The organism is Mucilaginibacter pineti (assembly GCF_900101875.1).
GTDB classification, from domain to species: domain Bacteria; phylum Bacteroidota; class Bacteroidia; order Sphingobacteriales; family Sphingobacteriaceae; genus Mucilaginibacter; species Mucilaginibacter pineti.
On sequence record NZ_FNAI01000001.1, the window covers coordinates 78,623 to 100,239 of the forward strand.

Genomic DNA, 21,617 nt, shown 5'->3' on the forward strand with positions numbered 1-21,617 from the left:
AAATCCATTAAATGAAAAAAGTTCTCATTTTAAGCGTAGCATTAATGTTATGCATGTTAAAAAACAGTAATGCCCAAACTCCAGAGGTATTTAAGCAAAAAGGTTACCAGTTAACCTTTATTAATCAGGACCCTACGTTTAGTAAGGATTTGAGTGCCAAATTAATAAAAACCTTTTTTGAGGTTTATCCTAAACTGGCAAAAGAGTACAACAAAAACACAGCTAAAAAAGTAACTTTTATTATCGATACTGCCTACAAAGGCGTTGCTGCTACCTGGCAGGATACTGTTCATTTTAGTCCGGTTTACATGAGTGCTCACCCTGGTGATATTGATGTGGTTACGCACGAAGTAATGCACATTGTACAGGCTTACGTTGATTTTAACGGACCCGGATGGTTAACTGAAGGTATTGCAGATTACGCACGCTTTAAATTTGGCGTGGATAATGCAGGTGCCAATTGGTCGTTACCTGCTTATAAATCAACCCAAAACTATGATAACAGCTACCGCATTACAGCCCGCTTTTTGGTTTGGATCGAGAAAAATGTGAAGCCAAATTTGGTAATTGATCTTAACAACCAGTTACGTGAACATACTTTTACAGATGATAGCTGGAAAAAGGAAACGGGTAAAACATTAGATGAGCTTTGGAAAGCTTATATTGCCAATCCGGTTGTTTAAATTATATCCCTTGAGGACTTTATCACACATAGTAAAATGAAGAAACTACTTTCGATATTACTAATTGGCTCGGCCGCTTGTGCACAGGCACAAACCAAACCGGGCGAAAAATTAGTACAATATGTTAACCCTATTATTGGTACGCAGCGCATGGGGCACGTTTATCCCGGTGCAACCGTACCTTTCGGAATGGTGCAATTAAGCCCCGAAACCGATACTGCAGGTTACGAGCTTAACGGTAAATACAATCCGGATGTGTATAAATACTGCGCAGGCTACCAGTACGATGATAAAACCATTGTGGGCTTTAGCCATACGCATTTTAGCGGTACAGGGCACTCAGATCTGGGCGATTTCCTGATCATGCCAACTGTAGGCACCTTAAAGCTTAACCCCGGCACGGCAGATAAACCCGGCAGCGGTTACCGCTCGGGCTTTTCGCACCAGAACGAAGTAAGTCAGGCCAATTATTATAAGGTAAAGCTCGACGAAAGCAATATCATTGCCGAAATGACCACGAGCGCAAGGGTAGGTTTTCACCAGTATACGTTCCCTAAGTCAGATCAATCGCACATCGTGCTTGATTTGATGGCTGGTATTTATAACTATCCGGATAAAAACGTTTGGACGTATTTACGGGTAGTGAATGACAGCACCGTAATAGGTTACCGCCAAACTAATGGCTGGGCACGTACGCGCACACTGTATTTTGCCATGAGCTTCTCAAAGCCATTTTTTCAGCATGGATATAAAAAGTATGACAAGCGCGAAGTGTACGGTGGTTTCTGGGGTAAATTTAACCAGGTTAAAAACTTCCCTGAAATAGCAGGCCGCCAGCTGCGTACTTATTTTGATTTTAAAACTGAAGAAGGCGAGAAGATCAAGATCAAGTTTGCTATTTCGCCGGTGAGCATGGATGGCGCGTTGAATAACATGAAAGTTGAAATACCAGGATGGGATTTTGATAAAGTGAAAAACGACGGACAGCAACTATGGGAAACCGAATTGCACAAAATTGAAATTCAGGGCAGCAAAGATACCAAAGAAAATTTTTACACATCTATGTATCACACCATGATAAACCCAACCGTTTACATGGATGCTGATGGCCAGTACAAAGGGCTCGATCAAAATGTACACAAAGCCGAAGGTTTCACTAACTATACTACTTTCTCGTTATGGGATACCTACCGTGCCCTGCACCCGCTGTTTAACATTATTGAGCCAAGCCGTAATGCCGATATGGTAAAATCTATGCTGGCGCACTTTGACCAAAGTCCTGAGCATATGCTGCCGGTATGGTCAAACTCGGGTAACGAAAACTGGTGTATGAGCGGTTACCATAGCGTAGCGGTAATTGCCGATGCTGTTATAAAAGGCAATGTGAACTTTGATGCCAATAAAGCGCTTGATGCCTGCGTTGCCACCGCCAAACACCGCGATTATGAAGGTATAGGCGAGTACATGGATAAAGGTTATATCCCTGACGAAAAAAGCGGTGTATCTGTATCATCAACAGAAGAATATGCTTTTGACGACTGGGCTATAGCGCAATTAGCAAAAAAACTAAACCGTAATGATATTTACGAGGAGTTTATAAAACGCTCGCAAAATTATAAGAACGTGTATGATGCCAAATCAGGCTTTATGCGCCCAAAACTTGCCGATGGCACATTCCGCCAGAAGTTTGATCCTTTGAGCACCATAAACGAAGGCTTTATTGAAGGTAATTCCTGGAATTATACCCTGTTTGCACCGCAGGATCCTAAAAGCCTTATTGAGCTTATGGGCGGTAACAAACGTTTTGTGGGCTACCTTGATTCGTTGTTTACCATGAACCTGCCCGATAAGTACTTTGCCGAAACAGAGGATATTACCCGCGATGGTATTATAGGTAACTACGTACATGGTAACGAACCATCGCATCATGTTGCCTACCTGTACAACTGGACAGATAAACCATGGAAAACACAGGAGCGTATCCGCATGATTTTACCGCGCATGTACAAGCCTACACCAGATGGTTTGGGCGGTAATGATGATACCGGCCAGATGAGTGCCTGGTATATTTTCAGCTCATTAGGATTTTATCCTGTAGCTCCCGGGTCAGATCAGTATTCAACCGGCAGCCCGGCCGTTAATGGCGCGGTTATTAACCTTGAAGGTGGCAAAAAATTCACCATCAACGTTAAAAACCAGGGTGATAAAAATGTTTATGTTCAAAAAATGGTATTGAACGGCAAAACGCTTGATAGCTTGTTTATCAGCCATGCAGATATTATGAATGGCGGCGAAATTACTTTTTACATGGGATCTAAGCATAAATAGAAAATCCCCTTAATAGCCGTATAAATAAAAAGGCAGTATCTGTATCAGATACTGCCTTTTTTATAGTGTTACCTTGAAATAGCGATCTATATTTCGGCGGCTAAAAATTCCTTGTCGACGCTGGCAATCATTGTTTTAAATGTCGGTTCGGCGTTTAGGTATTCGGTTAATAATTTAAATTGGTTTTTTGCACGGACTAAATTATGATCGGGATATTTAGCGCCGTAGTAAATATCGTTGTTCAAAAAGTCTGTCAAAAAGCGCAATCCCTGCATATAGATCATCATTTCGCCCGAAAAAATGAAATGCTGTTTTTCGGTTTCGGTTAAGATGCTTCCCATTTCAGACATGTAACCTTTGTAAATACACCTGAAGAAATCTTCCCTGACATGAATTTGCGACAAGTCTGTTTCTTCTTCATTAACCGGCGAGAGGTAGGTACGCATCATATCACCTATATCGCTTAAATAATAACCGGGCATCACCGTATCCAGGTCAACCAGGCAAAGGGCGTTCTTGTTGGCATCAAACAGCACGTTATTGATCTTGGTATCGTGATGTACAACCCGCAGCGGAATTTTATTGTTACTTACCAGTTCGTTGTAAGTCTGTAGTATCTGCAGGTTATTGTAAACCGCTTTTATCTCATCGCTGGCTTGTGCTAATCTTAACGCGTTGGCAGTTACCGAGGCGGCCTTAAACTGATCGAACCTTAATTTGAGGTTATGAAAATCAACAAGGGTATATTCCAGCTTGTTAATGTCAAAATCATGCAGCATACGGGTAAACCTGCCAAACTGCTGTGCTGCCTGGTAAGCCTCCTGTTCGTTTTCCAGCGTGTTAACGGTATGCGAACCCTTAACAAAAGGAAACAGCCTGAAATAGTCGCCCGTGGCCGATTTTACCAGGAAATCATTAGATAAGGCCTTCAAAGGTGCTACAAAAAGATAATCCGGATTTGTTTCGCTTAGGTACTCCTTTACTAAAGAGAGATTGTTAACAATATTATGCGGTTTTTTAAAAACGTTGGTATTAATTTGTTGCAGCACATAATCATGCGCCTTACCCGTAAGTTTATAAGTATGGTTAATTAACCCGGAGCCAAAAGCCTCAACTTTATAGTCCGCAGATTTCAATCCGAAGCTAATTAGGATGTTATCAAACATGTTTTTTCTATTATTATACCAAACATACTTAATCGCTAAACGAATATGGTGCGCAAACGTTTGAGTGTTTTTTTGAGGGGACTATTGCTTGTTTTCAATTAACTGCGATTCTATGATGATCTTGTAATAAGCGCTCTGTTCGTTTGAGCCCTGCTGTTTGTTACGCAATAAGTCGAGCAGGATATCAGTAGCTTTTTGCCCCTGTAAATAAGGGAATTGCTCAACAGATGCCGCCGGGATATTTTCCATGTAATTTATTAGCGGCAAATTTGCGTAACTAACAAATTCAAGGTCTTTATTTATGTTGATCTTTAGTTTTTGGGCATATTTAATGGCAAACAACGCCACATAATCATTAAATGTAACAATAGCCGTTGGTTTTCTTTTGCTGGCCAGCAATTCGTCAAGGGCAGCTTTGGTGCCATCTTCGGTTAAATCACAGGATACTATTAATGAAGGATCAAACTTAAGCCGGTTTTTGGTCATGGCCTTTATATAACCTTCTTTTCGCTCGCCGGTTGCAACCATGGTTTGCGGGCCATTTATCATACCTATGGCGCGGTGCCCTCGTTTAAGCAGGTAGCTTACTGCCTCAATAGTGCCAATTTCCATATTACAAGCCACATAATGAATGTTTTGCATAGGGGGGATGCGATCAAAAAACACAACCGGAATATCGTATTTTTTTAAACTCTCGAAATGTTGGAAAGACGATGTGTTTTTACCAACAGACACCAACAGCCCATCAACCCGGTGATTTTTCATTTTCTCCACCAGTTGCTTTTCCTTTTGTTCGTCATCGTGCGATTGTGCCAGCAGTACAGTATAATTCTTTTTATAGGCTGTATCTTCAATAGCGCTTATGGCCGACGAAAAAAATGCTTCGGAAAGTTCCGGTAAAATAACACCGATGGTGTGCGTTTTTCCCTGCTGCAAGAAAATAGCGGTTTGGTTTGGCTCGTAATTCAGTTCGTCTGCCAGTTTTTTAACCTTCATGCGGGTAGTTAGCCCAATGCTGGGGTGGTCATGCAAGGCTCTTGAAACCGTTGAAACAGAGATGCCTAATATTTGTGCTATCTCTTTTATTGTAGTTGGTTTTGATTGCATTATCCGTTGCGTTATTTGTGGCTACAATTTACAAGTAAAAACATTATCATGACAGTATTAAGTTCATATTAATTGCAGGTAATTTTATTGTTGTAAATTGAAGAGGGATTGAAACGGACATTTTTTTTAATTTTTCAAACGTTTGCGTTGAATTAAGCTCCCTTGTTTTTTACTAAACACGCCGAATGCTATTACATTTATGAAATGATATCCAGCCGGTATCAGCAAACATCCAAATATGAAAAAAACTATCCTTACTTACTTTGCCTGTTTTTTTGCGGTGTTGGTTAGCCAGATTTCCAGTGCTAAAATCCATCGTACAGATGAACCAAAATCAATTGTTATACCGCTTGGGGGCAACGCCTGGGTAAACGAACCTGCACAGATAACCGACGAAGGCTTAACTAACTGGGCAGATCAGAAATCTGTTGCCAGCATCTACTTCAGGGTTTCTGTAGTGCAGGATATTCAAGTTTCCTTAAGGCTAAAGGTTGCAAGCGGCGAAAGCACCATAAGCGTTAGCAATGGGAAAAATACTATCAACAAAAAAATAAACAATACAACTTTTGATACGGTAGCCATTGGCAAAATACACTTAACCAAGGCGGGCTATGTTAAAATAGACTTAAAAGGCATCAGCAAAACCGGCGCTGTTTATGCAGATGTAGCCGACCTTATTATAAAAACCGATAAACCCGATAACGACCTGGTATATGTAAAAGCAGGCAGTTCGTTTCATTTTGGCCGTCGCGGCCCATCGGTGCATTTAAACTTTAACGTTCCGGCCGAAGCTAAAAGTAAGGTAAGGTGGTTTTACAACGAGATAACGGTGCCAACGGGTATGGATGTTTTAGGGTCGTACTTCATGGCTGATGGTTTTGGCCAGGGCTACTTTGGCATGCAGGTTAATTCACCAACAACAAGGCACGTACTGTTTTCTGTATGGAGCCCCTTTGATACGCAGGACCCTAAAAGCATTCCGGATAGTATGCGCATAAAAATGTTAAAGAAAGGCGAAAATGTACACGCCGGCGAATTTGGTAACGAAGGCTCGGGCGGCCAAAGCTATATGAACTATCCGTGGAAAGCGGGCAGTACTTATGCGTTCCTATTAGGTGCCGAATCCGATTCTGCAACCAATACAACAATCTTTACAGCATATTTTAAGGATGTAGCAGCAGGTAAATGGTATCTGGTAGCCAGCTTTAAACGCCCGCAAAAAGCAACTTATTTAACCAGCCTGTATTCGTTTGTTGAAAATTTTGAGCCGGATAATGGCGATAAAATCCGCCGGGCGTATTTTGATAACCAGTGGATAAGCACCACCAATGGCGATTGGCTGGAATTAACTCAAATTTTATATACAGCCGATGCTACCGCCAAAGCTAACTACAGGAAAGATTATGCCGGCGGATTAAAGGATGGGAAGTTTTACCTGGAAAACGGCGGCTTTTTTGATGCCTTTGTACCTTATAATACACCATTTAGCAGGCAGCCGGGCGGCCATAAACCTGTAATAAATCTTAATGAGTTACCTGTTAAATAAATCATTGCACAATTAAATCACACTAAATAAAAAATGGAAAGAAGATCGTTCATTAAACAAAGCGCCATAGTTGCGGCCGGTGTTACCATATTACCAACGGGCAGCCTGTTCGCCTCGGTAAATGGTAAAGTAAAATTAGGCTACATAGGCGTTGGCGCCCGTGGCATGAGCCATATTTCAGAAGGTGTACTTCGCGATGATGTAGAGATCGTTGCGATATGCGATACCCAGGAAAGGTCACTGAAAATTTGTCGCGATTACATAGCAAAAAAAGGTAAACCTGCAGCCAAAGAATACACTGGCGGCCTTGATGCCTACAAAAGACTGCTTGACGATAAAACTATCGACGCCGTTATAATTGCAACCCCATGGCAGTTTCATTACCAGCAATCAATAGATGCTATGAAAGCGGGTAAATACGTGGGCTGCGAGGTAATTGCAGGTTTAACCGTTGATGAGCACTGGGATATTGTGCATACTTCAGAAAAAACAGGTATCCCTTACATGACTTTGGAGAACGTATGTTATCGCAGGGATGTAATGGCGGCTTTAAATATGGTAAGACAGGATGTTTTTGGCGAATTAGTTCACCTTGAAGGTGGATATCAGCATAATTTACGCAACGTTTTGTTTAATGATGGTAAACGTTACTATGGTGGCGGTGTTGAATTTGGTCCGAATGCGTTAAGTGAGGCCCAATGGCGCACACAATTTAATGTTGATAGGGATGGCGATTTATACCCAACCCACGGTGCCGGCCCATGCATGCACTACGCAAATATTAATGCAGGTAACCGCTTTACCAGTATCTCATCTTTTAGCTCAAAGGCACGCGGACTGGCAGCTTATGTGGAGCAATTATCGCCGGGTAATAAAAACGCTAAGATCAATTATAAAAACGGTGATGTTACCACTACCATGATCAACTGCGCAAACGGCGAAACCGTGTTGTTGAGCCATGATACCCATTTACCCCGCCCATATTCATTAGGTTTCAGGGTGCAGGGTACAAAAGGCTTGTGGATGGATGTTAACCAAAGCGTTTACATTGAAGGTAAATCAAAGGATGATGAGTGGGAACCGGCACAAACCTGGTTTGATAAATACGATCACCCGCTTTGGAAAAAATACGAGAAACTTGCCGAAGGCGCTGGTCATGGTGGTATGGACTGGTTTGTATTTAACGGCTTTATTGAGGCTGTTAAGCAAAAAAAACAAACACCAATTGATGTGTATGACTCGGTAACTATGAGCGTAATAGCGCCGCTATCAACCAAATCGCTAAAAGAAGGTAACGCAACACTTGAATTTCCTGACTTTACCAAAGGAAAATGGAAAGACAGAAAAAATACCTTTGCGCTTGACGACAGCGGTTTTTAAAAAGCCCAACTAAATAATCTGCTATATTTAAGCCCTGTAACACCTAACCAAAGGGTGTTGCGGGGCTTTTTGTTTAAACGTTTGCACTTATTAACTTTTTGTAAAACAAACGTTTGCGCTATGTTTGCGTAAAGCCCGCTTTGCTTTGTTTGCGCTTAATAGCTAATTTTCACTATTCAAAAACACATTATAGGTGCTTTAAAACCAAATTGCTTTATGTTTTCAATGCAATGGAAATAAAATCAAAGCAATTGCTCCAAAAAGTACAAGTGCCTGCTAAATTTATACTATGAAAAAACACTTCTTTGCGCTCGTTTTCCTGTTATCAGCTGTTGGGGCTTCGGCTCAAAAAATACCTTATACCAATTGCCCTGGTTGCTGGCTGCCCGATTCATTGGGGAACCACCGGGTAGTTTTAACTTTTAACGGTACAGGCAAGGCTGCAAAGGTTATCATCCCCTGGAGAAGAAGGGATACCGATCCCGAAAGTAAACGGATAATTATCCAGGATGCAAAAACGGGCCAAAAAATAACCAATGTAAAATTTGGGCAGATCACCCGTGAAAGCGGCGAGATTAGTTTTGAGCCAATTTCTGGCGTGGGTACTTATTATGTGTATTATTTACCGAGCAAAAATGAAGGTCGTTCCAATTATCCGAAAGGCACTTATTTAAAACCCGAGCAAACAGCATCTGCCGAATGGCTTGGCGAAGTTGGCAGTGGTAAAGCTATTCCTGCCGCAAGTGTAAAGGCATTTCAATCCATAGACGCCTTTAACAGCTTTTATCCGATGGAGGTTATCGCCACTAAAGCAGAAACCGACGCTTTGGTTAGCAAACATAAATCGGAGCCATTTATTGTTTTTCCTGAAGACAGGTTAAATTCCATCCGCATGAGTAAAGATCTGCCGCAACGCTGGATTGAGCTTGGCGAGCAAACCAAATATACAGGTCAGGCCGCACGCGGCGAAAACTTTGCCTTTCAATTAGGTATTTACGCCCTGCAAAACCTGCAGAATGTTAAAGTTACTTTTAGCAGCCTTACAGCACCGTCTGGTAAAACTATCCCGGCTGCGGCTTTATTTTGTATCAATACAGGTGGTACAGGTTATGATGGTAAGCCGCTTATTAAAACCGTTGATGTAAATGCGGGTACTATCCAGGCTTTATGGTGTGGGGTTGATGTGCCTGTAGGAGCGTCACCGGCTACCTACACGGGTAAGGCCACTATCAGTATCGACGGAAAACCTGCGAAGGTTGTCCAGTTGGCTATTAAGGTAAGCAGTAAGATCTTAAAAGACGGCGGGGTAGATGAGCCCTGGAAAATGACGCGTCTTAAATGGCTTAACTCTACAATGGCACAGCAAAACACCGTTATTGCACCTTATACGCCATTGGAGGTAAATAATAACACCATAAGCCTATTGGGCCGAAAAGTGGAAGTTAACAAAGATGGTTTCCCAAAACAGATCCAAACGCACTTTACACCCGAAATGACGGGTTATACCACCACACCCAATAACCTGCTAACCGAGGCAATTCATTTTCATTTTATAAATGCCGGTGGCAGCAAAATGAACCTGAAAAGTCAGGGCGTTCAATTTACTAAAAAAGAGGCCGGCACTGTACAGTGGACGGCCACCAGCACAAACGACACACTGCAAATGCAGGTTACCGCATCGTTGGAGTTTGATGGTTTTATAGCCTATACCGTAAAGGTTAAGGCATTGCAGGATGTAAGTTTAAAGGACATTGCTATGCATATTCCGTTTAAAAAGGATTATGCTAAGTACATGATGGGCCTGGGACAAAAAGGAGGCTACCGTCCTGAAAATTTTGAGTGGAAATGGGATGTTTCCCATAAAAACCAGGATGGAGCATGGGTAGGTAACGTAAATGCCGGTTTACAGTATTCGCTGCGCGATGAAAAATATGTGCGCCCTTTGAATACCAATTTCTACCTGCAAAAACCGTTGATCCTGCCATCTTCATGGGGTAATGACAACAAAGGTGGTATTAAGATAGCCGATGATGGTAATGCCGTACTGGCCAACAACTACAGCGGCGAAAGGAAGCTAAGCAAAGGCGATGAGCTGTATTATAATTTTACGCTGCTTATCACACCATTCCACCCGATTAATACCGATTTTCAGTGGGCTACCCGTTTTTATCACGCTTACAAACCTATTGATACCATTAAAGCAGTAGGGGCAACTGTTATCAATATTCACCACGCAACGGCTATTAATCCTAATATTAACTATCCGTTCATCGCCTGGAAATCAATGAAGGCTTATGATGATTCGGCACATGCGGCGGGTAAAAAAGTGAAGATTTACAACACCATCCGCGAACTATCTAACCATGCTTATGAAACATTTGCGTTGCGCAGTTTGGGTCATGAGATTTATTCACCGGGTAAAGGCGGCGGCTTTAGCTGGTTGCAGGAGCATATTGGTGATGATTACATTGCCGCATGGTTTGTTCCCGAAATTAAGGATGCGGCCATCATCAACAGCGGCATGAACCGCTGGCACAATTACTATGTGGAAGGGATGAACTGGCTTACTCAAAACGTTGGTATAGACGGTATTTATCTGGACGATGTGGCTTTTGACCGGGTAACTATGAAACGCGTTAAACGGGTGTTAACCAAAGATGGTCACCCTGGTATAATTGATTTGCATTCGGCCAACCAATACAATAAAAGCGATGGCTTTAATAATAGCGCCAACTTGTACATGGAACATTTTCCATACTTAAACCGCCTATGGTTTGGCGAGTACTTTGATTACGAGAAGAATGACCCTGATTTCTTTTTGACCGAAGTAAGTGGTATTCCCTTTGGTTTAATGGGCGAAATGCTGCAAGGCGGCGGTAACAAATGGAGAGGTATGGTTTACGGTATGACTAACCGCATGCCATGGAGCGACGGTGCCGACCCACGCCCGATATGGAAAGTATGGGATGATTTTGGCATGAAAGGCACAAAAATGATAGGCTACTGGGTTGATGATGTACCTGTTAAAACCAATCGTGCTAAAGTATTGGCTACCGTTTACAAAAAAGATGGCGCTGCCCTTGTATCCATTGCCAGCTGGGAAGATGGTGATACCGATTTCCAGTTAAAGATTGACTGGAAAAAATTAGGCATTGATCCATCAAAAGCGACCATTACCGCGCCCGAGATCAAGAGCTTTCAGCCAGGCAAAACGTTCGGCTTGAATGATAAAATCCCGGTTGAAAAAGGTAAAGGCTGGTTGCTGATCATCAAGTAAAATTTATGTATAAAGCTGCAGTATTATCATATTGCAGCTTTATACATTTGAATAGTGCAGGTACCTATTTCAGCGTTAACCGCACTAAATACTGCTGAAATTCATCTTCTAATAAAACTTCCATATCATAGCCAGCTTCACTGGTAATTTTGATCAGCATTTTTTCATCAATATATAGCCAGGGGAACCACTCTGTTTTTTGGCGGTTATATTCATATTGATAAAGCAGTTCGCCGTAGTACTTGCCGTTATCCGGTAACTTGCCTTCGTATAGGTAGGCAATGTCAGATGAATCAAACAAAAGTTGCCCACCTTTATTTAGCAGCAGCTTCATGTGTTCCAGGAAAATGGTCAGGTTAGCTATAGTTCCGGTTAGGCCTATGCCATTCATGAGCAATAACAGGGTATCGTATTTGCGTTCCTGATATTCAAATATATCCGTTGTTATTACATTTTTTACGCCACGGGCTTTCATTACATCGGCAGCAAGCGGAGAAATTTCTAACGCCGCAACGTCAAAACCGCGTTCCTGCAGTAATAAGGCGTGGCTGCCTGCGCCTGCGCCAATGTCGAGCACATCGCCGCGGCATTCGTTAAGGGCAAGCCATTCCAGGTCGGGCATATCATCTTCGTCGCGAAAGTAGGCTTCTATAGGCATTTCCTCTTTTGGTCCATATTGGTTATGGATCCATAATTTATGCGCTGGGGCTTTATGAAAATGGTTGTAGATGGCCTGGCCTAATGTATCTTTCATGCAGGGCAAAAATAAGGATTGATAGTTTAAATAACCGCACAATAAATACCTTTGGCAATTATGTTTAGCAGCAACACCATATTGGCGTTAATTATTATAGCGGGAATTACCTACGCTATCGCTGCGCGCAAACTAACGGTAATTGCTGCGCTAACCGGTGGGGTAGTTGCTTACCTTGTTTTTGTTGGTGCTGGTTTTACCGGCGTAGCCATGATGACGGCTTTTTTTATCATGGGGTCTGCAGCAACCTCATGGCAGGCAAATAAAAAGCTGGTTTTTGATGCCGCGAACGAGCATAAAACAGGCAGAAGTGCAGCACAGGTATTGGCCAATGCAGGCGTAGCGGGGGCATTAGGCTTGTTCACTTTATTTTACCATCAGCAACATCCCTTATTAATATTGATGATGGCCGCCAGCTTTGCTTCGGCCGCCGCCGATACCCTCTCATCAGAATTAGGGACGGTTTACGGTAAGCGTTTCTTTAATATCATCAGCCTGAAACCAGACGAGCGCGGGCTCGATGGTGTAATAAGCCTGGAGGGAACTTTGGCCGGTCTTGCCGGAAGCATCATCATCGCCGTTATTTATGCCTTTGGATTTGGTTGGGACATAAATATTCTGTGGATCATATTAGCCGGAACCGCAGGTAACCTCAGCGATTCGGCAATGGGTGCTTTATTGGAACGTAAAAGCTATATTGGCAACAATACAGTAAACTTATTAAATACACTTATAGCGGCATTGGTGATGTTGCTGATTTATATAATTTAATAACCAAATTTACAAATGACTTACAACATCGTTATACTACTCATCGTATTCGCTCTTATTGCCTGGTATTTTTTAAGCCGGGGCAAAACCAAGTTAACCACGACCTCGCCGCAAACCGATTTTAAGCCAATATTAAACACCCATATCCAGTTTTACCAGCTATTGGATGATGCCGGTAAGCAGGTATTTGAGCAAAAGGTTAATGCCTTTCTTGATGGTATAACCATTGAAGGTGTTGGCACCACGGTTGATGATACCGACCGGGTAATGATAGCGTCCAGCGCCGTGATCCCCATTTTTGGCTTTAAGGACTGGCGTTACCAAAACCTTACCAACGTGATCCTTTATCCCGATACTTTCGACGGTGAGTTTCAGTTTGAGGGCGAGAACCGAAATATCCTGGGCATGGTTGGTACCGGCTACATGAACGGACAGATGATCTTATCGCGCGCAGCGCTTATCAAAGGGTTTTCAAAATCGGCAGGGAAGGAGAACACTGCCATTCATGAGTTTGTACACCTGTTAGATAAAAGCGACGGCGCAACCGATGGTGTGCCCGAAAACCTGCTGGCGCATGAATACGTTATGCCCTGGCTAAAAATGATACACCAGGAAATTCACAAAATAGAAGCCGGTAAATCAGATATCAACCCCTACGCCATAACCAACGAAGCGGAGTTTTTTGCTGTAGTGGCCGAATACTTTTTTCAAAAGCCCGATGAGTTAAAGCATAAGCACGCCGAGCTTTATGAAATGCTAAGTACGATATTCATGCAGGACCGGGCTAAAGACGATATCGTTTAATCGTTATAAAAACGCGCCAAACCCAAAATCAAGCTGACCAACTTGGGCGCTTATTGTATTGCTAAAACCTATGTGGTAAACCGGGGTTTCCTCAAAACGCGAGGCTACTATAATGTTTATGCCATCGGCACAATTGTTAAACAGTTCTTCCACCAATTTTGGGTCGTTATTGTTTTTGGAGAGGTGAGCGAGCAGCAGGTGCGTCATGTGCGGCGGCCGGTGGGTCATGAAAAGAGATAAGGCCTGTTTATTGCTCAGGTGACCTTTGCCGCCCCTGATGCGGCGTTTGAGGTGATAAGGGTAGCCGCCGTTCTCCAGCATCTCATCATCGTAATTAGCTTCAAGAAAGGCGGCATGGCATTGGCTGAAATAACGGATCAGCCGGTCGCAAACTAAGCCCAGATCGGTAAATACACCAACTTTTATATCGCGGCAGCTTACTATAAAACTGTGCGGTTCGGTGGCATCATGCTCTTTGGGGAATGATGTTACCTGCAGTTCGCCTATGTGTACGGTTTCAAATTCGCGCAGGTGGTGTACCAGTTCCATATCCAGGCTATCGCCCATGTGCAACAGAGTACCCGGCGTTATGTAAACCGGCAGCTTGAACTTTTTTGCCAGTACCGGGATGCCGCGGATATGATCAGAATGTTCGTGCGATACAAATATGGCTTTTATCTTGCTCATGGACAGCCCCAGCCGGGCCATGCGTTTTTCAGTTTCACGGCATGATATGCCGGCATCAACCAATATTGCCTCCCGCTCGTTCCCTACGTAATAGCAATTGCCATTACTCCCCGAATTTAGTGATGTGATGAATAAAGACATTCTTTTAAGCTAAAAGCAAAAGGCTGAAAGCCCAAAGCTAATCTGTCTACAAAGTAACACATTTACCATAAAAATTAGCATACCCACAAGTCAAGTGTTTAAAAATAAACACTAATATTTTGCGGTTATAAAAAGCTGACTATATTTAACCATGGATTCACCGCAAACTTTACCCGTACTTGAAGCAGTTGAACTGCGTGTGCTTGGCTCGCTAATGGAAAAAAGCAAAACCACGCCCGACTATTACCCCATGACCCTTAACGGTTTAACTGCCGCCTGCAACCAAAAAACATCGCGCAAGCCGGTTGTTAATTACGACGAAGGTACGGTTACAGAGGCGCTTAATACCCTAAAAAGGCGTGGACTGATCTCTACTGCCACCGGTGGTTCCATCCGTAATATTAAGTACAAACACAATTTTGCTATTGTTTTCCCGGTGATTCCTGCCGAAGTAGCACTGATATGCCTGCTGATATTACGCGGCCCGCAAACCCCCGGCGAACTAAATACCAGCTCGGGCAGGTTATATGAGTTTGAATCGATAGAAGAGGTACAGGAGATGCTGGAGAAACTGGCCGATCCGGAGATGCCATACATAGTTCAGTTACCTAAACGCCCCGGCCAAAAGGAAGCCCGCTATGCCCACCTGTTAGCCGGCACCCCAGAAATATCCGACGATGACGAACCCGAAGAAGGCACCGGCAGATCATCCAGCGGCCTTGAAGCAAGAGTTGTAAAATTAGAGCAGGACCTTGCCGAAATGAAGGTAGCTTTTGATAAGTTAATGAAGGAATTGGGCGTGGAGTAACCACACTCTATTAACCGGTGTAAACAACCTATCAACCGGCGCGAACTTTCAGTTCGTGACCTAACATGGTTGCGGCTTTCAGCCGCCGTATAAGTTGCGGTTTTACTTCCTTTTTACCATTTTATGAGCTGCCTTTAATACCGCTATTAGCCCTTCTGTTTTCATGGGTTTGGCAATATAATCGTCCATGCCTTCGCTTATGCAAAGGTCGCGGTCATCGGGGCCGGCATTGGCGGTCATGGCAATGATGAATGGCTGGTTGATATTGCTTTTACGGATAGATCGTGTGGCTTCAAAACCATCCATCTCGGGCATCTGCACATCCATCAGTATTACATCAAAATTCTTGCTCTTGATTTTATCTAACGTTTCAAGTCCGTTTATGGCCAGTTCAAAATTGTAGCCAAGTTTAGTTAACATCCGGCTTATCAGTTTTTGGTTCACTTCATTATCCTCGGCAACCATGATGTGTAATGGGTATTGGATGGCGAAATTTTCATCGAGTAATTTTACGGGTTTGTTTTCGGTTACGCTCAAGTTTCCGACGCCCTTTAACTCGGCCTGGATACTTTTACCCAATTGATTTTGTTTAACGGGCTTAGTTAATATAGCCGAAAAGAGGCCCGGATACTTACTTTTAGAGCTGTCGCCAATGGAACTTAGCATGATTACCGGCAAATTGGTAAATTCTTGTTTAATGGCCTTTGCCAGTACAACGCCATCAGTTTCGGGCATTTCCATATCTGTGATCACCAGGTTGAAGTTGCGCGCTGCGGTTAACAGTTCAAGCGCCTCAATGGCCGATGCGGCCGCCACCGTAATTAGTCCCCATTGCTCCAATTGCATTTGAAGTATAAAGCGGTTGGTTTGGTTATCGTCTACAATAAGTACTTTTTTGCCTTTAAGATCGGCAGTGTTAAATACCAGCGGCACATACTTGGATTGTTTTTTGCTGATAGCAACCTTCACCGTAAATACAAATACCGATCCTTCTCCAAAAACGCTTTCCACCCAAATTTCGCCTCCCATCAGTTTCACCAGCCGCTCGCTGATCACCAAACCCAAACCGGTGCCGCCGTACTTACGCGTGGTTGATGAATCGGCCTGCCAAAAGGCGTTGAACAGGTTAGGAAGTTTTTCTGTAGCAATGCCAATACCCGTATCCATAACGCTAAAGCCAATCTCAATTTCATTGTTTTCTAAAGTCTTCGACAAGAAAACTTTTATAAATACCTCACCCTTTTGCGTGAATTTTAAGGCATTACTGGTTAGGTTGGTAATTACCTGTTTAAGGCGCAGGCTATCGCCAACAATTTGAAAAGGCAGGGCAGGATCTATCTGGTAAACAAGTTCCAGTTCCTGCTGTGATGCTATTGGCGAAAAGATGTCCATTACCTCTTCAATGCAGTGGCGCAGGTCAAAATCTTCCTGCTCCATATCCATCTTTCCCGATTCTATCTTGGAGAAATCGAGGATATCATTAATAACACTCACCAGGCTGTCGCCGCAAGCCATAATGGTATCGGTATAATCGCGTTGCTCACTGTTCAAATCAGTTTCGCTGAGTAAAGATGCCATGCCGATAACCCCATTCATAGGGGTGCGGATTTCGTGGCTCATGGTGGCAAGGAACACACTTTTTGCTTGGTTGGCCTTATCTGCTTCTTCACGCGCCTGTTGCTCCTGGTTCATGTGTATTTCCAGTTCTTCTGATTGCGAAAGCAGTTCTTCATTCAGCGCCTGCAATTCTTCAGATTGTACCTGCAGTTCGGAGTTTAGGGACTGCAAACTTTCGGCCTGTTTCTTTAGTTCCTCCGATTGGGAAATTACTTCGGCCGTACGTTCAGATACCTGCTCTTCCAACCGGGCTTTTTGCTTTTCAATAGTGTTTACTTTTAAACGGTAAAGGCCATAAATAACCGCGAATATTAGTAACGCGGCCAATATAATAAACCACCATGTTAACCAAAATGGCGGCAATATGATAAGCTGGATACTGAGTTCGCGTTTTGACCACTTGCCATCGCTGTTCTGACTTTTTACATTGAAGGAGTAATCACCGGCAGGTAAATTAGTATACGTTGCCGTGTTTTTATTGCCGACGTAGTTCCACCCTTTATCAAAACCAACTAACTGGTAGGCGTAATTCTTTTTATTAACCGGTGCAAAATCCAAAGAAACAAATTCAAAGGAGATTACCGATTCTTCATGGCTGAGGGTAATGGTCTTCGTTTCAGAAATATCCTGCTTTAACGGCGAAGGATCATCGGCCCTTTGCGCTACCGGTACAGATTTGTTAAAGATTTGGAAGTCGGATAGTATTAGCGGCGGGTTGTACGAGCTATCAATAACGTCGTTAGGGTTAAATACATTAAACCCGTTTACACCGCCAAAATACAACCTACCATCATGCGCTTTTACTGCCGAGTGGGGTTTAAACTCGTCGGCCTGTAATCCATCCATAATAGTATAATTCCTAAAGGTCTCTTTTACAGGATCAAACCGGGATATGCCATTATTGGTGCTGATCCATAAATTGCCCCCATTATCTTCCTTTATGGCGTAGGTATAATCATTAGGCAAGCCATCTTTAGTTTTAAATACGGTGAACTTCCCTGTTTTAGGATCGAAGCGGTTTAAGCCATCATAGGTACAGATCCAGATGTTCCCCAAATGGTCTTCAAAAATATCGAGCGCAGTATTATTGCTCAGGCTGTTCTTTGCTGTTTCGTGTTTAAAGTTGGTGAATGAGTTGGTTTGCGGGTTATATATATCAAAGCCGGCATCATTAGTACCAATCCACAAAGTCCCCTTCGAATCGCAAAAAAGGGAATTTATGTTGTCGCTGCTTAAACTTTTTGGATCATTAATATTGTGCCGATAGTGGATAAAGCTGTTTGTCTTAGGGTTAAAAAGTTCAAGTCCCTGGCCCAGGGTTCCAATCCATACTTTATGATCGGCGGTGGTTGTTATGGCGTATATATTATTTCCGCTAAGGCTTGTGCTGTCATCGTCGTTATGCTGGTAGTTGCGAAATTTATGAGAGCTGGCATTCATAACGCTCACGCCATTACCCCAGGTCCCTATCCATAGGTTGTCATTGTCATCTTGTTTGAGGGCCAGAATGTAATTGCCGGATATGCTGCTTTTATCAGCCTCATTATTTTTATAAACCTTAAAATTGCCCGTTTGCGGGTTAAACTCGTTAAGACCGCCACCATCGGTACCGGCCCAAATGTTATGCTGGCTATCTTCACATAGGCTCAGCACAAAATCGTTAGAAAGACTATTGCTGCTGGAGTTATGTTTGTAATGCGCGAAATTATTTCTCGTTTTTTTATACAGGTTTATGCCCGATGCAAATGCGCTGATCCACATATTGCCAATCTTGTCTTTCATTATAACATCAACCGAGTTGCTGGTTAAACTGCTGATGTCAACATCATCATGGGCGTAGGTTATAAATTTGGTTAAATCGGGACTCAGGATGCTCAATCCCCCGTTTTCGGTACCTATCCATAAATTATGATTGTCATCCTCGGCAAGACAAAGAATGCTGTTGTAGGCTATGGAGTTGCTGTTTTTAGGGTCGTTTTTAAAAACTTTAAATGTTTGTGTGGTAGCATCAAATAAATTGAGGCCGCCATTGGTAAGGCCAACCCAAAGCCGGTTGCTGCTATCCTCAAAAATACAGGTTACTTTATTGGCGGCTAACGAGCCTTTAACTTTTTCATCGTGTTTAAAATGGGTAAAGCTTTTATTGGCACGGTTAAACAGGTTAAGGCCTCCGTACGAAGTACCCACCCATATATTATTTTTACTATCGGCATATAACGACCGCAGGTTATCATCATTGAGGCTGCCCGCATCATCCTTGTTATAAACGTAGTGCGTAAATTTATTCTGGCTGATGTTATAGGAGTCGAGGCCATTTTTTAACGTGGCTATCCATAATGTGCCATTTTTGTCAAAAGCCAGTTTTATAATATAATTGCTGGCAATGCTGTTGGTTTGCCCGTCGGTATGCTGGTAGCGGTAAAAGCGGTTCTTTTTACGATCATATTTGTTAATGCCGCCGCCGCTGGTAGCTATCCATAGATCGCCGTTCTTATCTTCGGCAATGTCATTCAGGTAATTGGTGCTTAGGCTGGTTTTGTCGTTAATGATGTTTCTGAATACCTTAAACTTGTTGCCATCGTAACGGTTAAGCCCATCGCGAGTGGCCACCCATATAAAACCACGGCTATCCTGCACCATATCGCTTATGTTAAGTTCAGACAGGTTTTCCCTGCTGCCTATATGCTGAAAATGGATAGGTTTATTTTGCGCAATTACCCACAATGAGATGGCCTGAAAAAATAAGGTCAGGTAAAGTTTTAAGCCCTTCATTTATATAGCGGTAATTTTTGTTTATATGGTTGCCTGTTATTCCTTTAGGGAGTAATACCCAACTACTAAATATAGTTATTTATATTAAAACTCCGCCAGTAATAAGCATACCATTTAAACGAGAATGGAGGAACTTTAGTTATGCCTGGGTTATCATGAAATAAATAAATTGTAAATAATTTACCGGGGAAATACTGCGCTGTTAAAAACAAGCTTTACTTTTGCTTATGCAGGAACAAAACAATAATCCGCTTCATGGTAAAACGTTAGAAATGGTTTTGAACGAGCTTGTGGCCCATTTTGGCTGGCCCGAGCTTGGTTACCGCATCCGTATTAATTGTTTTTTGGATAATCCCAGCATCCAATCAAGCCTGAAGTTTTTGCGCAAAACACCCTGGGCCCGCAAAAAGGTAGAGGACCTATATGTAGATAATTACAACAAATTTTAGTGCTTGCGCTTGTTATTCATTTTAGCCTTTTGCCCCGAACTAAAATTGTAGGTTTTTGAGTTAGCCGCTTTTTTCTCGTGGAAAGCTGCGCCAACAATAGGAGCATCAGGGTTGGGTTTTACCGGTTTATCTTCTTTTTTGATATCCTTATCTATAACCAGGTCATCTGGCAGGGCAGCAACAGGTATTTTTTTACCGCTGGCCTGTTCAATCTTTTTAACTGCGCTTAGTTCAAGGTCGGTTGCAAAGGTAATGGCCATTGTTTCGTCGTCGCTATCGGGTGTGTGATTAGTGATGCGATCAATAAACGTTTCTTTTTCGGCAGGCAAATCAAAATGGATAAGAAAGGGGATACCACCAAGGTTAATAACCTCCTCGTTTTCATTGGCTACAATAAGCACCCTTGCTTTTTCATCAGCCTTAAAATCTTCAATTGTTTTATAGCCGTTAGTATCAAAAAACTGTGGGTTTAAAAAAGCAACGGCCTGGCGCAAGCGGCTATGCAGGCTTTTATATAATTTATCGGCAGTGGCGCGGGTGTTTACAAAAACTACGGTTTTGGTAAACAGTTCCTCATCGTACATGAATAAATTAAGCAGGTTTAGCTTGGTGCCAAAGTTGGGTACATTATAAAGCAGCTGCGGGTGGGTAAGCAACGGTTCTTCGCTCAACGCTTCTACCTCTATAATTGCCGGCGATTTCATGAACGGATCAAGCATTTTTTCCAGCTTGCTGTGCATAACCTCGGTAAAAACAAGTTTTTGGCTTTTGCCAATGCTATTGGCTAACTCAACTACGGGTAGTTGAAGACCTTTTTTTACCATCTGGTCGGCATCGTCAACCACAAACATATCAACCTTATTAAGGTTAAGGCCCAGTTTAAGGTAAATAGCCCTTGCCCTGTCGGGAGTAGCTACTACAATATCAGCGCCATCGGCAAGTGCATCCATCTGGGCTTCAATACCAGGGGCAACGTAAAGGCCTACTATCTTTATTGATTTGTTTTTATTTAAACGGTCAAATTGTTCTATCACGCCCAGCACCTGGTCTTTTTCGGGAACAAGTACCAACACACGCGGAACACCTTCCGGGGCATAATTGAAGCGGTTGAGTACGCCCAGTACATAGGTGGTGGTTTTACCGCTGCCCTCATGGCCGATGGCTATAATATCCTGACCGCCAACTATCCTGGTAAGGGTTTTTAATTGCAACTCTTTAGGGTTTGTAAAACCAGCTTCGTTTACAGATCTTACCAATTGCTTATTCAGCTTCAATTTTTCAAACCACACCATCAGTACGCTTTATTAATTATTTAAGAGTGCGAAAT

At 42.8% G+C, this 21,617-nt stretch carries 15 protein-coding genes; 9 read left to right on the forward strand and 6 right to left on the reverse strand.

All coding sequences use genetic code 11. From position 1 onward, the window contains the following. Positions 1-11: 11 nt before the first annotated feature. Positions 12-683 (forward strand): basic secretory protein-like protein, encoded by a 672-nt coding sequence (locus tag BLS59_RS00240; protein WP_091142264.1) that lies wholly within the window; start codon positions 12-14, stop codon positions 681-683. Between the two features lie 36 nt (positions 684-719). Further along, complete coding sequence (locus BLS59_RS00245; RefSeq protein ID WP_091142268.1) at positions 720-3,011, forward strand: GH92 family glycosyl hydrolase; 2,292 nt, start codon at positions 720-722, stop codon at positions 3,009-3,011. Positions 3,012-3,097: 86 nt separating this feature from the next. Here BLS59_RS00245 and BLS59_RS00250 read toward each other — a convergent pair whose 3' ends face one another. After that, positions 3,098-4,177 (reverse strand): phosphotransferase enzyme family protein, encoded by a 1,080-nt coding sequence (locus tag BLS59_RS00250; RefSeq protein ID WP_091142270.1) that lies wholly within the window; start codon positions 4,175-4,177, stop codon positions 3,098-3,100. An 81-nt stretch (positions 4,178-4,258) separates the two neighbouring features. Then, on the reverse strand, positions 4,259-5,284 hold the full coding sequence (locus BLS59_RS00255; protein ID WP_091142273.1) for a LacI family DNA-binding transcriptional regulator: 1,026 nt from the start codon (positions 5,282-5,284) through the stop codon (positions 4,259-4,261). A gap of 238 nt (positions 5,285-5,522) precedes the next feature. On the opposite strand from BLS59_RS00255, the gene BLS59_RS00260 reads away from it, so the two are divergent. The 3 genes from BLS59_RS00260 (at position 5,523) to BLS59_RS00270 (ending at position 11,487) form a co-directional block, all read left to right on the forward strand. Continuing rightward, the gene (locus BLS59_RS00260) at positions 5,523-6,830 is read left to right on the forward strand and encodes a DUF3472 domain-containing protein (protein ID WP_091142276.1); all 1,308 of its coding nucleotides are present in this window, start codon (positions 5,523-5,525) and stop codon (positions 6,828-6,830) included. Positions 6,831-6,863: 33 nt separating this feature from the next. Further along, complete coding sequence (locus BLS59_RS00265) at positions 6,864-8,210, forward strand: Gfo/Idh/MocA family protein (protein ID WP_091142280.1); 1,347 nt, start codon at positions 6,864-6,866, stop codon at positions 8,208-8,210. 289 nt (positions 8,211-8,499) lie between these two features. Beyond that, positions 8,500-11,487, forward strand: a complete 2,988-nt coding sequence (locus tag BLS59_RS00270; protein WP_091142285.1) for a glycoside hydrolase domain-containing protein — start codon at positions 8,500-8,502, stop codon at positions 11,485-11,487. A gap of 64 nt (positions 11,488-11,551) precedes the next feature. Here the strand turns inward: BLS59_RS00270 and BLS59_RS00275 are convergent, their stop codons facing one another. Next, positions 11,552-12,241 (reverse strand): class I SAM-dependent methyltransferase, encoded by a 690-nt coding sequence (locus BLS59_RS00275; protein WP_091142289.1) that lies wholly within the window; start codon positions 12,239-12,241, stop codon positions 11,552-11,554. 60 nt (positions 12,242-12,301) lie between these two features. Here BLS59_RS00275 and BLS59_RS00280 point away from each other — a divergent pair, with 60 nt between their 5' ends. After that, entirely contained in the window at positions 12,302-13,012 is a 711-nt protein-coding gene (locus tag BLS59_RS00280) for a DUF92 domain-containing protein (protein ID WP_091142292.1), read from the forward strand. A 15-nt stretch (positions 13,013-13,027) separates the two neighbouring features. Continuing rightward, positions 13,028-13,816 carry a M90 family metallopeptidase gene (locus tag BLS59_RS00285; RefSeq protein ID WP_091142296.1) on the forward strand — a complete coding sequence of 263 codons (789 nt, stop codon included), beginning with the start codon at positions 13,028-13,030 and terminating at the stop codon, positions 13,814-13,816. Between the two features lie 3 nt (positions 13,817-13,819). Here the strand turns inward: BLS59_RS00285 and BLS59_RS00290 are convergent, their stop codons facing one another. Next, positions 13,820-14,644 carry an MBL fold metallo-hydrolase gene (locus BLS59_RS00290; RefSeq protein ID WP_091142299.1) on the reverse strand — a complete coding sequence of 275 codons (825 nt, stop codon included), beginning with the start codon at positions 14,642-14,644 and terminating at the stop codon, positions 13,820-13,822. A gap of 151 nt (positions 14,645-14,795) precedes the next feature. On the opposite strand from BLS59_RS00290, the gene BLS59_RS00295 reads away from it, so the two are divergent. Continuing rightward, complete coding sequence (locus tag BLS59_RS00295) at positions 14,796-15,452, forward strand: YceH family protein (protein WP_091142302.1); 657 nt, start codon at positions 14,796-14,798, stop codon at positions 15,450-15,452. A gap of 102 nt (positions 15,453-15,554) precedes the next feature. Here BLS59_RS00295 and BLS59_RS00300 read toward each other — a convergent pair whose 3' ends face one another. After that, positions 15,555-19,841, reverse strand: a complete 4,287-nt coding sequence (locus BLS59_RS00300; protein WP_091142305.1) for a hybrid sensor histidine kinase/response regulator — start codon at positions 19,839-19,841, stop codon at positions 15,555-15,557. A 227-nt stretch (positions 19,842-20,068) separates the two neighbouring features. On the opposite strand from BLS59_RS00300, the gene BLS59_RS00305 reads away from it, so the two are divergent. Further along, positions 20,069-20,290, forward strand: a complete 222-nt coding sequence (locus BLS59_RS00305; RefSeq protein WP_091142308.1) for a VF530 family protein — start codon at positions 20,069-20,071, stop codon at positions 20,288-20,290. Here BLS59_RS00305 and BLS59_RS00310 read toward each other — a convergent pair. After that, a complete protein-coding gene (locus BLS59_RS00310; RefSeq protein ID WP_317039721.1) occupies positions 20,287-21,582 on the reverse strand; it encodes a DEAD/DEAH box helicase in 1,296 nt (431 codons plus the stop codon). The genes BLS59_RS00305 and BLS59_RS00310 overlap by 4 nt on opposite strands. Positions 21,583-21,617: the final 35 nt, after the last annotated feature.

Bases quoted from the DNA above. Each gene is read 5' to 3' on its own strand.
- BLS59_RS00300 (WP_091142305.1), bottom strand. From the start codon at position 19,841: ATGAAGGGCTTAAAACTTTACCTGACCTTATTTTTTCAGGCCATCTCA.
- BLS59_RS00255 (WP_091142273.1), bottom strand. From the start codon at position 5,284: ATGCAATCAAAACCAACTACAATAAAAGAGATAGCACAAATATTAGGC.
- BLS59_RS00280 (WP_091142292.1), top strand. From the start codon at position 12,302: ATGTTTAGCAGCAACACCATATTGGCGTTAATTATTATAGCGGGAATT.
- BLS59_RS00305 (WP_091142308.1), top strand. From the start codon at position 20,069: ATGCAGGAACAAAACAATAATCCGCTTCATGGTAAAACGTTAGAAATG.
- BLS59_RS00290 (WP_091142299.1), bottom strand. From the start codon at position 14,644: ATGTCTTTATTCATCACATCACTAAATTCGGGGAGTAATGGCAATTGC.
- BLS59_RS00250 (WP_091142270.1), bottom strand. From the start codon at position 4,177: ATGTTTGATAACATCCTAATTAGCTTCGGATTGAAATCTGCGGACTAT.
- BLS59_RS00265 (WP_091142280.1), top strand. From the start codon at position 6,864: ATGGAAAGAAGATCGTTCATTAAACAAAGCGCCATAGTTGCGGCCGGT.
- BLS59_RS00270 (WP_091142285.1), top strand. From the start codon at position 8,500: ATGAAAAAACACTTCTTTGCGCTCGTTTTCCTGTTATCAGCTGTTGGG.
- BLS59_RS00260 (WP_091142276.1), top strand. From the start codon at position 5,523: ATGAAAAAAACTATCCTTACTTACTTTGCCTGTTTTTTTGCGGTGTTG.
- BLS59_RS00240 (WP_091142264.1), top strand. From the start codon at position 12: ATGAAAAAAGTTCTCATTTTAAGCGTAGCATTAATGTTATGCATGTTA.
- BLS59_RS00285 (WP_091142296.1), top strand. From the start codon at position 13,028: ATGACTTACAACATCGTTATACTACTCATCGTATTCGCTCTTATTGCC.
- BLS59_RS00245 (WP_091142268.1), top strand. From the start codon at position 720: ATGAAGAAACTACTTTCGATATTACTAATTGGCTCGGCCGCTTGTGCA.
- BLS59_RS00295 (WP_091142302.1), top strand. From the start codon at position 14,796: ATGGATTCACCGCAAACTTTACCCGTACTTGAAGCAGTTGAACTGCGT.
- BLS59_RS00275 (WP_091142289.1), bottom strand. From the start codon at position 12,241: ATGAAAGATACATTAGGCCAGGCCATCTACAACCATTTTCATAAAGCC.
- BLS59_RS00310 (WP_317039721.1), bottom strand. From the start codon at position 21,582: ATGGTGTGGTTTGAAAAATTGAAGCTGAATAAGCAATTGGTAAGATCT.